This is a genomic window from Arthrobacter sp. AK01, assembly GCF_021109375.1.
GTDB lineage: Bacteria > Actinomycetota > Actinomycetes > Actinomycetales > Micrococcaceae > Arthrobacter.
The window spans coordinates 1-12,371 of sequence record NZ_JAJOHP010000102.1; the positions used below are offsets into that span (position 1 = coordinate 1).

Genomic DNA, 12,371 nt, shown 5'->3' on the forward strand with positions numbered 1-12,371 from the left:
TCCAGTTCTCCCTCACGCCGCCCTGCCGTCGTGCAGGCCTTGTCATTTTTCCTCCCCGTTCCTCTGGGCCCGGCCCCCGGCCCCCGCCCCCCCCCCCCCCCCCCCCCCCCCCCCCGTCGCTGTTCCTAAGGCTCCCGGTCCACCCTTAAGGCTCCTGGTCCACCCACTCAACGGTGCTCACGTCGGCCACACTCTCGTTGTCCTCGGCCAACGCAACACGCACGGCGATCCGCTGACCCGAGATCATGGCCGGCAGCCAATGCTCGGCATCGGCCCACATGCGTTCCACCGGAAGCCGGGCAACGGGGAACCACTCAGGGGCGATCTCGTCGCTTTCGGACGGATCTCCCTCCCATGATCGAGTGAGGAACACCGTTGTGGCCATGTTCCAATCCGGCCTGGCCGGAAACACAAAGTCGACACTGCCCGCCGGAATCAGATCCGGGGCACGGACCACTACATTGATCTCCTCCATGACCTCCCGGCACGCCGCCTGCGAGGCGGTCTCCCCCAACTCCACGTGTCCGCCGACACCCACAATTTTGCCCCGGCCAAAACCAGTCTTCTTGGTCCCCAGCAGAACATGTTCGCCGTCCGCGCCGTCGCGGAGGAGGAAGCACAAGGTCACATGGGCTGCAGTCATGCTGCCTACCTTAACCTGATCTCCCCTGCCGCGGCCGCCATTGCTACAGTGAGCCCATGACTGAAGGTGGGGGTGACGTGCGCGCCACAGTGGCCGCCGTCGACGACGCCGCTGAGCTGCAGTCCACCGTGGGTGGTGCCGGCGACGAAGCTGCTTCTGAAACTGTTCGCAAAGCGAGGCCGGAGCGGGACACGTGGCTGCCCCGATGGCTGGTGGCGCACCCGCTCTACGCAGGCTGGGCCTGGACGGTCGTATGGTCCGGACTCATCGTGTTGGACGAAGTGGTGGACCTCGCCGGATGGAGCTGGTACCTGTTGGTCCTTCTGGCTGCCTTGCCTACCTTGGTCTCGACGCTGGTGGTCCTGCATGCCACGCCCCGGAGCCACCTCAGGGCTGTGGACGCAACGGTACTGGGTCATTTCTTCGTGCGGTTCCTGGCGCTCGTTGCTGCCTTCATGGTGTGGGCCGCCTCCGTGGTGATGAGCGCCTCCATCTCCACAACGGTCCAGTCCTTGATAGGCGACTCCGAAAAGGAAGTCACGGCCCTCGGCTTCAATATCATGCTGGCCGCGGTTCCACTGGTGCTTTCGATCCTCTGGATGGCGTTCATCGTGCGCTGTGCGTGGTTCCTGCGGCGGTTGCGGGGCTGGCGGCAAGTACCGGTGAAGACGAGGGTTCCCAAGAAGTTCCTCAAAGGACGCCCCGAGCTCAAGCGGGTGGTGGTGGGGCTCGCCCACCCGGGACTCTTGCTGGTGGCAGGCCTGGTGACCTCGTTGTTGGCACTGTTCGTCGACGCCCTGGAAGTGACGCTGGACGTACTCGGGTAACTGGGCGGCTGGCCGAGCGCCCTGGTTAGCCGAGCGCCCTGGTTAGCCGAGCGCTCTGGGGTGCGCCGCTGCATAAACCTCGCGCAGCGTATCCGCGGTGACCAACGTATAAACCTGCGTGGTGGTCACCGAGGCGTGACCCAGTAACTCCTGCACCACCCTGACATCCGCACCACCCTCAAGCAGGTGTGTCGCGAAAGAGTGCCTCAGGGTGTGCGGCGAGACGTCCTTGGTGATGTTGGCCTTTTCGGCCGCCACCTTGAGGATGGTCCAGGCGCTCTGCCTGCTGATCCGGCCACCCCGGGCGTTGAGGAACAGCGCCGGCGTGCCTTTGCCCTTGGACGCCAGCAGCGGCCTGCCACGGACAACATAGGCCCCGACGGCGCGGGCTCCGTAAGAGCCAAGGGGCACCAGCCTCTCCTTGGAACCCTTACCGAACAACCGCACGATGGCGGGATCGCCACCGGCGTCTTCGAGGGAAACGTCGTCCACGTCCAAACCGACGGCCTCGCTGATGCGGGCTCCGGTGGAGTACAGGAATTCAAGGAGTGCGCGGTCCCTGAGCCCGGTAGGCGTATCCGCGCCCGCCGCCTCCAGGATGCGCGTGACCTCGCCAACGCTGATGGCTTTTGGAAGCCGCTTGCCGGGCATGGGCGGGTGGACATCGCTGGCGGGGTCCGCCGTCGTGGTTCCTTCCAGCGCCCAGAACTTGTGAAGTCCGCGGACGGCCACAACTGTTCGCGCCGCAGAGCGCACACCCAGCACAGCGGCACCGTCGCTGCCGTCTGACAGTGCCTGAACGAAAGCGGTCACGTGATGCCGGGTAATATTGCCGGGCCGTTCCACTCCCTGTGTCGCCAGGAAATTCGAGTACCTGGCCAGGTCACGGCGGTACGCAGCCAGGGTATTCGCGGCCAGGCCGCGCTCTACACCTACATGCTGAAGGTAGTCCGTTACTGCGCGATCAATGCCGGTAGGAGTTCGCGTGGCGGCTTCGGCCATGCTCAGCGCTGGCTCGGATGGGCCGGCCACGGCGCGTTGGCAGGACGAAGGCTGGTGAATCCATCAGCTTTCGCGGCAGCAGCAGCCAAGATACCGACTACCGCCGAGGGATTGTGGAGGCGGCCCTCGAGCACAGCCCGTACCGCGTCTTCGAGGGGAACCCAATGCAACTCGATCTCCGCCTCTTCGTCGGTGCGGGTGTGGCGATCCGCTTCCGGGACATCGCTGAGTCCGCGTGCCAAATAGATGCGGATGGCCTCACTGGACGAGCCCGGCGAGTTAAAGAAGTCCGCCAGGACGTTCCACGTGGCCGCGTTGAGGTCAGCTTCTTCTGCCAGCTCCCGTGCCGCGCCCACCACGAAGTCCTCGCCTTCGATATCAAGGAGGCCGGCCGGAATCTCCCAGAGGTCCATACCCACGGGATGCCGATACTGCTTCAACAGCAGGATCTCGCCGTCCACGTTCATGGGAAGCACCGCTACGGCGCCCGGATGGTCGATGTAGTCGCGAACCAGGGTGTCAGTGTCTTCGCTGAGCTGGAACGAGTCGCTGACGACGTCCCAAATGCGGCCTTCGTAAACCTTGTTGGTAGACAAAAGACGGCGCGGGCTCGGCATATCCGAAACCTGCCTTGAAGTGCGGGGGGTTTCAGAAATACCGGGCATCGCGCCGTCCTTCGTTAGTTCTTGCGTTTACTTGGCAGCTACCGCGCGGGCATCGGACTTGGTGTCCACGGCTACGCCTTCACGACGCTCCAGGGCAGCCTTGACCAGGCCTGCGAACAGCGGGTGCGGACGCGTCGGGCGGGAGCTGAGCTCCGGGTGCGCCTGTGTTGCCACGTAGAACGGGTGGACTTCGCGGGGAAGCTCAACGTACTCCACCAGCTTGCCATCGGGAGAGGTACCGGAGAACACCAGGCCCTTGGCAGCGATCTGCTCGCGGTACTTGTTGTTGACCTCGTAGCGGTGGCGGTGGCGTTCGCTGACCGTGGTGGTGCCGTAGGTCTCGGCAATGACCGAGCCCTCGTCCAGCTTGGCTTCATACAGGCCCAGGCGCATGGTGCCGCCGAGGTCGCCCTTGCCGTCCACGATGTCCAGCTGCTCTTCCATGGTGGCAATGACCGGGTACTTGGAATCGGGCTCGAACTCGCTGGAGGAAGCACCTTCGAGGCCAACGACGTTGCGGGCGTACTCGATCACCATGCACTGCAGGCCAAGGCACAGGCCCAGGACCGGGAGCTTGGTTTCACGGGCGAACTTCAACGCGCCGAGCTTTCCCTCAAGGCCACGGATGCCGAAGCCACCGGGCACGCAAATTGCGTCTACACCGGCGAGGGCCTTGGTCGCACCTGCGAGGGTTTCGCACTCGTCCGAGGGGACCCAGCGGATCTTGACCTTGGCTTCGTTGGCGAAACCGCCGGCGCGCAGTGCCTCTGTGACCGAGAGGTAAGCGTCCGGAAGGTCGATGTACTTGCCCACCAGTGCAACCTCAACCTCATGCTTGGGGTTGTGGACGGCTTCAAGCAGCTTGTCCCACTTGCTCCAGTCAACGTCCTTGAACGGCAGGTCCAACGCACGGACGATGTAGGAATCCAGGCCCTGTGAGTGAAGGGTCTTGGGGATGTCGTAAATGCTGGGTGCGTCGGCGGCGTTAACCACGGCATCGATGTCGACGTCGCACATGCGGCCGATCTTCTCACGCATGGCGTCCGGCACTTCGCGGTCGGAGCGGATCACGATCGCTTCAGGCTGGATACCAATGGAGCGGAGCGCTGCCACGGAGTGCTGCGTCGGCTTGGTCTTCAGTTCCTGGGAAGGACCGATGTACGGGACCAGCGAGACGTGCAGGAAGAAGACGTTGTTGCGGCCAACATCCTGGCGGACCTGGCGGGCCGACTCCAGGAACGGCTGCGACTCGATGTCGCCCACCGTGCCGCCGATTTCGGTGATGATGACGTCCGGAGCGTTCTTGCCCTCGGCAGGCAGGCGCATGCGGCGCTTGATTTCATCGGTGATGTGCGGAATGACCTGGACGGTGTCTCCGAGGTATTCGCCGCGACGTTCCTTGGCGATAACGGTGGAGTAGATCTGGCCCGTCGTGACGTTGGCCGAACCTTCAAGGTTTTCATCGAGGAAGCGCTCGTAATGTCCGATGTCGAGGTCGGTTTCGGCGCCGTCATCCGTCACGAATACTTCGCCGTGCTGGAAGGGGTTCATCGTGCCCGGATCCACGTTCAGGTAGGGATCGAGCTTCTGCATAGTTACAGACAAACCGCGTGCCCGCAGCAGGTGGCCGAGGCTTGAAGCCGTCAGACCCTTACCGAGCGAGGACGCCACACCACCGGTGACGAAGATGTGTTTGGTCGTCTTGGACGAGCCCGGGAACCGGGAATTTACACGGGAATTTGATCGCTGCACCACGGAATTCGAGCTTATCATCAATTACGCCTTCCAAGCGTCTGTTCGGATTCCCCAAATGGTCAATAGTTGCTCACCACCGCATTCCAAGCAAGAGCCGGGCGGGATTAAGTATCCGGATGTGATAGTGCTCGCACTCCCCTCGGCGCCTCGTTCCAAAGCTAAGCGCGCTGCGGCAGGAGCTTCGCGTCGTCCAACAATTCCTGGGCGTGCGCCTGCGCGGACTCAGAGTCCTCTTGCCCGGCCAGCATGCGGGCCAGTTCCTTGACGCGCTCGTCATCGCTCAGCAGCTGGACGTCACTGGAGGTGAAACCTGTGGTCGTCTTCCCGTCGGCGCCCCGCACGGACGTTTTTGTCACGCGGATGTGCTGATCGGCGAAGGCAGCTACCTGGGGCAGGTGCGTTACCACCAGGACCTGGACGTGGCGGGCCAGCATGGCGAGCCGGCGTCCGATTTCGACGGCGGCACGCCCACCCACGCCTGCGTCCACCTCATCGAAGACGAACGTCGGAACAGGATCGACTGCGGCGAGCACTACCTCGATGGCCAACATGACCCTGGACAGTTCACCCCCGGAGGCTCCCTTGCCCAACGGACGTGCCGGGGCGCCTGAGTGCGGCTGGAGGAGGAAAGCGATCTCGTCGGAGCCCCACGGGCCCAGCGCGCCGCTGCCATCGACCTCGATGACCAACGTGGCGTCCGCCATCGCCAAGGCCTTCAGCTCCGCGCTCACCCGGGCTGAGAGGTCCTTGGCCGCTTTGAGGCGGGCCTTGCTGATGGCCGATGCCTGCTTGCGGAGAGTTGCCTCCGCAGAGGCCACTTCAGCATCCAGGGACTCGATCCGACTGGAGTCATCCTGCAACTCGTCCAGGCGCGTCCTCGCAGTAGCCGCCCATTCGAGCACTTCGTCGATACTCGGGGCATATTTGCGGATCAGCTTGGCCAGGGCGGCCCGGCGTTCCTCGATTTCGGAGAGCCGCTCAGGGCCTTCGGTGTCCAAGGCGGCTTGGTAGCTTGAGAGCTCGGCCGCGATGTCGTTGAGCAGGAATCCCACCTCGGCAAGCCGGGCAGCAGCGGATCGCAGTTCTTCGTCGTGGTCGGCTACGTGTTCCAGAGTCCGTTTCGCCGCATCCACCATGGACGTTGCATCCCCTGCATCCCCGAATTCCTCGGCGATGAGGGACTCATGGGCGGCCGCTGCCGCCAACCGGAGTTCTTCCACGTTGGCCAGCTTCACTGCCTCGGCCTTCAGCGTGTCGTCCTCACCAGGCTGAGGATCCACTTCGTCAATTTCCTTCAGGGCCGCGTCCAAAGACTCAGCTTCCCGCAGGCGTTCGCGGGCTTCGCTGCGGAGCGTTTCAAGTTCTGCCTGGATGGCTTTCCAGTGGTTATAGAGTTCTTGGTACTCCCCCAGCACCTTCGCCAGTGGTGCCCCGGCAAACCTGTCCAGGGCATGCCGCTGCGCAGTGGCGCTCTTGAGACGGATCTGGTCCGACTGGCCATGGACCACCACCAGGCTCTCCCCCAGTTCGGCCAACACGCCCACAGGTGCCGCGCGCCCGCCAACGTATGCCCGGCTGCGACCATCGGCACCCACGGTGCGGGCCAGCAGGAGCTCAGCCACGCCGTCGAACTCTTCCGCTTCGCCGCCGGCCTCCTTGGCACGCTCCACAGCGCTGTGCGCGGGGTCCAGCTTCAGCACAGCTTCGGCGGATGCGGACTTGGCGCCGCTACGGACGGCGCCGGCATCCGATCGGGCACCCAGAAGAAGCCCGACGGCGGTCACCACCATGGTCTTGCCCGCGCCGGTTTCGCCGGTCACGACGCTCAGGCCAGGCCCCAGCGGCAGGGCGGCGTCGGTTATGACGCCAAGGTCACGGATTCGGAGTTCTTCAAGCATGGTTCACTTCGCATTCGTGGAGTCGGGAAGGTCACCGTCCCGGGGACCATCTACATCCCGCGGACTGGGCAACGGAGCCGGTGAAAGGGTACGGATGACGGGGATGGGACCGGTGTGGACTTCGCCGCTCCGGGGAGCCGGGCCACGCCAGCCGTGGATGGGCAGCTCGAACTTGCGGACAAGCCGGGCTGAGAACGGCGTCTTGTGTGTGCGCGCGAGCCGCACCGGAGTCGCGGAGCGCGTGACTTCAACGCGGGCACCCGGAGGGAGATCCACGGAACGCCGCCCATCGCACCAGAGGACGCCCAAGGCGTCGGTCCTGCTCATGATTTCCACGGCCAGCTTCGACCTCGGCGACACCACCAAGGGCTTGGCGAACAGCGCATGGGCACTGATGGGAACGATGACCAAGGCTTCCACCTCAGGCCATACCACTGGCCCGCCGGACGAAAAGGCATAGGCAGTGGAACCCGTGGGGGTTGCCAGGACAACGCCATCACATCCGAAGGACGTCAACGGACGTTCATCCACTTCCGTGACGACTTCCAACATGCGTTCGCGGTTGGCCTTCTCAATGGCTGCCTCGTTCAGCGCCCACGTGTGCCAAATCTTCTGGCCCTTGACCCAGACCTGGACGTCGATGGTCATGCGCTCTTCCACCGTGTACTGACGGCTGGCAATCCACTCGACGGTCTGGGCGAGGTCGGCGCGTTCACTCTCGGCCAGGAAGCCAACGTGACCCAGGTTCACACCCAGCAGCGGGACGTCCACTTCTCGGACCAACTCTGCGGCCCGCAGGATGGTTCCGTCGCCGCCCAGGACCATGACCAACTCCACGTCCTCCAGGTTGACGTGGTCGTTGAGAATCTCAATAGGCGTATCCAACGCACCGAAAAACCGCTCAATATCGGCGAGCTCGGACTTTTGCAGCACGGGCACCAAGCCTGACGAATGCAGTTGCGTACAGGCATCCCACGCTGCACGGAGCGATTCCTCCCGCCCTGTGTGGGCAAGGACAAGTACACGCCTGCTCATCGGGTTCTGCTTTCTAGTGGTTCGGCCAGAGTTTCTTGATCAACGCAGCAACGTCCCCGTCACGCTCTTCGATCTTAGGCAACACAGCGGACATCCTGCGCTTCATCCACAGGAAGTACTCAACATTTCCGTCCTGGCCCGGAAGCGGACTGGCCGCGAGGTCCATCAGATCCAGCCCCGCGTCCACCGCAGCCCGCGCAACCTGGGCAACGGCCCGCCGTCGTTCATTCTCGGATGAGACCACCCCGGTTCGGCTCAGCCGCTCCTTGCCCACTTCGAACTGCGGCTTGACCATCAGGACAAGGTCGCCGCCGGGTTCAGTGCAGTAAGCCAGCGGCGCCACCACGAGGGTCAAAGAAATGAAGGACAGATCAGCAACCGTCAGCTGCGCCGGACCACCTATCTGCTCGGGAGTCATGTACCTGACGTTAAGGCCCTCGTGGACGTCCACACGGACGTCATCACGGAGGTGCGGCACCAACTGGCCGTGCCCGACGTCCACCGCCACCACACTTGCCGCTCCCTGCCGGAGCAGGACATCGGTAAAGCCACCTGTGGAGGCACCGGCGTCGAGGCACCGCTTTCCGGAAACCACGACGGCGGGAAACGCCTTCAGCGCGCCGTCCAGCTTGTGCCCGGCGCGGCTGACGTAGATGTCCTCCAGATGGGCTTCCACGTCCAATTCAGTGTCAGCATTTACTTGGATGGAGGCCTTCGCGAGGACAGTTCCTGCCGAACTGACCTTTCCGTCGCTGATGAGCTTTGCGGCATGGGTACGGGACCTCGCCAGCCCACGGGTGACGAGTTCCTGATCGAGACGTGCCATGCCTTAGCTGTCGCCTTCCGGGCGGGGGATGCTTTTGGGGGACGCCGGAAGTCCGGGCTCGGCGTCCAGGGCCTCCAGCAGGAAGTCATGAATTCCTGAGTAAAGGTCACCGTGGTCTGCCACAGGAGTCGCTGGCACAAGGCCCAAGAGCCCCAAGGCCTTGTCCACCAGCGGGTCTCCCGTGGGAGTCGCGGCGTCCGGCCATTGAACCTCGGGGCGTTCCGGTTCGGGGCTGTCAAGCATGTGGCCTTCCGGGCCCTCTTGGCCGCTGCGGCTTTCCGGTTCCGGTTCCGGAAGGTTGTTGGGCTCGGTCATCGCACCAGTCTAGTGAGTTTGCCAGTCTACTGAGTTTGCCAGTCCAGCTGCGGCGCCTGAGCTACGGCCGTGGTGGGAACTGCCGCCCACCAGGCTGCGCAGGCCGCGCGCCAAGCGTCAAGGTCGTCCTCGTCACCGGTTACCGTGACTGTGCCATCCCCGGCAACCGCTGAGGCCGCACCGCAACGGAACGTTCCGCCGTCGCTGACGACCTCGGGGTATGGCGCGTAAAGGCCCCCAAGGTCCGCGAGGAGATAGTCGGGACGTTCGTCGGTCCGCGCCGCCAGAATGGTGCGGGTGGTGTCCACGCCGGTGAGGACGGCCGCCGTCGCAAATCCAGCGCGGTTACCGCCCAGGATGTCGGTGTCGAGGCGGTCTCCGACCACCAGGGGCCGGGTGGAGTTGAGCCGCTTTGCGGCGGCATGGAACAGCGGAGCCTCCGGCTTACCTGCCACCAAGGGGGTCTTTCCCGTGGCCGCTGCCACCGCGGCCACCAGCGTGCCATTCCCCGGCGCCATACCGCGGGCCTGCGGAATGGACATGTCCGTGTTGGTGGCAAACCACATGGCTCCCCCGGCCACCACATACGATGCCTCCGCGAGATCCTTCCAACCAATTTCCGGATTGAAGCCCTGGACTACGGCCACAGGGGACTCGGCAGCACTGTGAACCGGCTTAAGGCCAACCAATTCGATCTCATGGGCCAAGGCCGCGCTGCCCGTGATGAGCACATGCGCCCCCGCAGGCAGCATGGAAGCCAGAAGCTCCCCTGCTGCCTGGGAGGAACTGACCACCTGATGGTCCTCCGCCGGCGCACCCAACTCACGCAGGTGCGCCGCGACCTGGGCCGGTGTCCGGGAGGCATTGTTAGTCACATAACCCAGGCCAACGCCCACGGTTTCGAGACGCCGCAATGACTCCACGGCCCCCGGGATGGCATGCGGTCCTGCATAAACCACACCATCCAGGTCTGAAAGGACAGCATCAAAGGATGAGATCAGTGAATCAGCCATGCTGGGAGTCGTTGCCCTCGTTCTCGGTGTCTTCTTCCTTGGCTGCTTCCTCAGCTTCTTCCTCAGCTGAGTCGATGTCCGACTCCGCGTCATCCGACTCGAAGTAGTCCGACTCGGCGTCGTCAAGATCAACCTCATCGTGCTCAACGTCGGCCGCCGCGGCTTCCGCGATGACCGTTTCCGTTTCAAGCTTTACGACGTCGGCCTCCGGGGCCCGCTTTTCGAAGCGCGGCTTACGCGCAGCTGCTTCTTCCTGCTCGTCCCAGCCAAGGTCGAGGATCTCCGGCTCAGCGAAGTCGCCAACGCCCAAGGCATTCTCTGCCACGAGCGCCTGGCGGGCCCACTTGTCCGCTTCCTCGGTACGACCCACCGCGCTGAGGGCTTCAGCGTAGGCGCGGAACAAACGCGGGCTGTAGGAGAAGGCCCGGTTGATGTCCAGCTGGGGGATCTCCAATTCGGTGACAGCAGCATCAAACTGCTTGAGATCTGTGCGGGCGCCGGAAGCGACCATGGCGAGCTCCACCTTGCCCGGAGCATCAAGGTCCTGGGCTTCAGGAGAACGAACCATATCCAGTGCACGGTCCGGACGTCCGAGGCCACGCTCGCAGTCAGCCATCACAGGCAAGTGCACGTTGGAGCCACTGATGCGGCGGTACGTACGGAACTCACGCAGCGCCTCGCCATAGTGGCCCGCGGCGTAGGCCGTCAGGCCCACAGCTTCACGAACAACCGAAAGGCGCCCGCCGCGACGGCTTGCGGCCAATGCGTGCTGGAAGGCCAGCTCGGGCTCAATGTCGATCAAGCGGCCGGCCATCACCAGGTGCTTGGCCACCCAGCCTGCGCTCTGCTCCTCGAGGGTCTTGATCTGGTGACCCGTGGCACGATCTAGTTCCTTGCCCGTAACGTCCTCGTCAATCTCGGGAGAGCGTTCGCGGTCGGGACGGTTGGAGCTGCGGATGTCCTTGGCGTTCGGAACGCGGGCCGGACGGTCTTCCCAGGAGTTGCCGCGGTCGTTGCGGTCGCGGTCGCCGCCGAAGGAGCGACGTTCGCCGTCACGGGCCGGACGGTCATTGCGGTCACCGAAGAGCTTACGATCACCACGGTCATTGTTGAACGGGCGGCGATCATCGCCATCACGACGGGGACCATCGAATTCCCGCGGACCACGTTCGGGACGGTCGCCAAACGGCTTGCGATCACCGCGGTCATTGTTGAACGGGCGGCGTTCGCCATCGCGGGCAGGACGGTCATTGCGGTCGCCGAAGGGCTTACGGTCGCGGTCGCCGCCGAAGGAGCGGCGTTCGCCGTCCCGGGCAGGACGGTCATTGCGGTCGCCGAAGGGCTTACGATCACGGTCGCCGCCGAAGGAGCGACGTTCGCCATCACGGGCCGGACGGTCATTGCGGTCACCGAAGGGCTTACGATCACCACGGTCATTGTTGAACGGACGGCGTTCGCCATCGCGGGCCGGACGGTCATTGCGGTCGCCGAAGGGCTTACGGTCACGGTCGCCGAAGGGCTTACGATCGCGGTCGCCGCCGAAGGAGCGACGTTCGCCGTCACGGGCAGGACGATCGCTGCGGTCACCGAAGGGCTTACGATCACCACGGTCATTGTTGAACGGGCGACGCTCGCCATCACGGGCAGGACGATCGCTGCGGTCACCGAAGGGCTTACGATCACGGTCTCCGCCGAAGGAGCCGCGTTCGCCATCACGGGCCGGACGGTCACCGAACGGCTTACGATCCCCACGGTCATTGTTGAACGAGCGACGCTCGCCATCACGGGCCGGACGGTCACCGAACGGCTTACGATCCCCACGGTCATTGTTGAACGAGCGACGCTCGCCATCACGGGCCGGACGATCATTGCCGTCCCGGTTCTCCCTGGAACGGAACCCACGGGGATCGCCGCCTGAGTTGTTGTTGGGGCGGTACGAACCGCGGTCATCCCGGTTCCCGCCGAAGTTTCCGCGATTACCGCCGCGATTGCCGCCGTTGTGCTCAGCCATGGTGGATTCCTCCTGTTGCGAGCCGACCACTGGCGCGTGCGTAGTCGCTCATAACCCTTATTTCGTTGTCACGCCGCCGGCAGCGCTCAGCTACCGACTCGTATGTCTTATGCAATTCTATTCGACGCGACCACGGCCGCCGAACGTAAGGGGGCTCTTAGAGGTGCCCCGTGGCAAGTCTCACAGGCCCCTTGCACTCGCGGTTGCTCCTGGTTGGTCACCTCTTACCGGGTATCTACTCTGCTGGTTAAAGGCACGACGCCATGTTGTGGACGCTGTGTTGGTGTTAAAATGTGAAGACCCCCGACCGGCGTGGTCGGGGCTCTTCTTAATGGTTGTCCGGCGGTGTCCTACTCTCCCACACCCTCCCGGGTGCAGTAC

Annotated in this window: 11 protein-coding genes; 1 reads left to right on the forward strand and 10 read right to left on the reverse strand. The window is 64.1% G+C overall.

The window, feature by feature from the left end; genetic code table 11:
• Positions 1 to 145: 145 nt before the first annotated feature.
• Entirely contained in the window at positions 146 to 643 is a 498-nt protein-coding gene (locus LN996_RS22050; RefSeq protein ID WP_231343186.1) for an 8-oxo-dGTP diphosphatase, read from the reverse strand.
• Positions 644 to 699: 56 nt separating this feature from the next.
• Here LN996_RS22050 and LN996_RS22055 point away from each other — a divergent pair, with 56 nt between their 5' ends.
• Positions 700 to 1,470 carry a hypothetical protein gene (locus tag LN996_RS22055; RefSeq protein WP_231343188.1) on the forward strand — a complete coding sequence of 257 codons (771 nt, stop codon included), beginning with the start codon at positions 700 to 702 and terminating at the stop codon, positions 1,468 to 1,470.
• A gap of 42 nt (positions 1,471 to 1,512) precedes the next feature.
• Here LN996_RS22055 and xerD read toward each other — a convergent pair whose 3' ends face one another.
• The 9 genes from xerD to LN996_RS22100 form a co-directional block, all read right to left on the reverse strand.
• Positions 1,513 to 2,472: a site-specific tyrosine recombinase XerD gene (xerD, locus tag LN996_RS22060; RefSeq protein WP_231343204.1), complete on the reverse strand. Its 960-nt coding sequence runs from the start codon at positions 2,470 to 2,472 to the stop codon at positions 1,513 to 1,515.
• 2 nt (positions 2,473 to 2,474) lie between these two features.
• A complete protein-coding gene (locus LN996_RS22065) occupies positions 2,475 to 3,137 on the reverse strand; it encodes an NUDIX hydrolase (protein ID WP_231343190.1) in 663 nt (220 codons plus the stop codon).
• Between the two features lie 27 nt (positions 3,138 to 3,164).
• A complete protein-coding gene (locus LN996_RS22070) occupies positions 3,165 to 4,910 on the reverse strand; it encodes a CTP synthase (protein WP_231343193.1) in 1,746 nt (581 codons plus the stop codon).
• 140 nt (positions 4,911 to 5,050) lie between these two features.
• Positions 5,051 to 6,790, reverse strand: a complete 1,740-nt coding sequence (recN, locus tag LN996_RS22075) for a DNA repair protein RecN (protein ID WP_231343196.1) — start codon at positions 6,788 to 6,790, stop codon at positions 5,051 to 5,053.
• 3 nt (positions 6,791 to 6,793) lie between these two features.
• On the reverse strand, positions 6,794 to 7,825 hold the full coding sequence (locus LN996_RS22080; RefSeq protein WP_231343197.1) for an NAD kinase: 1,032 nt from the start codon (positions 7,823 to 7,825) through the stop codon (positions 6,794 to 6,796).
• Between the two features lie 13 nt (positions 7,826 to 7,838).
• Positions 7,839 to 8,651, reverse strand: coding sequence for a TlyA family RNA methyltransferase (locus tag LN996_RS22085; protein ID WP_231343198.1), 813 nt, complete (start codon positions 8,649 to 8,651; stop codon positions 7,839 to 7,841).
• 3 nt (positions 8,652 to 8,654) lie between these two features.
• The gene (locus tag LN996_RS22090) at positions 8,655 to 8,966 is read right to left on the reverse strand and encodes a hypothetical protein (RefSeq protein ID WP_231343200.1); all 312 of its coding nucleotides are present in this window, start codon (positions 8,964 to 8,966) and stop codon (positions 8,655 to 8,657) included.
• A gap of 26 nt (positions 8,967 to 8,992) precedes the next feature.
• Positions 8,993 to 9,979, reverse strand: a complete 987-nt coding sequence (locus LN996_RS22095) for an HAD-IIA family hydrolase (RefSeq protein WP_231343202.1) — start codon at positions 9,977 to 9,979, stop codon at positions 8,993 to 8,995.
• Entirely contained in the window at positions 9,972 to 11,990 is a 2,019-nt protein-coding gene (locus LN996_RS22100; protein ID WP_231343203.1) for a hypothetical protein, read from the reverse strand. Before LN996_RS22100 ends, LN996_RS22095 begins: the two co-directional genes overlap by 8 nt.
• Between the last annotated feature and the right edge of the window lie 381 nt (positions 11,991 to 12,371).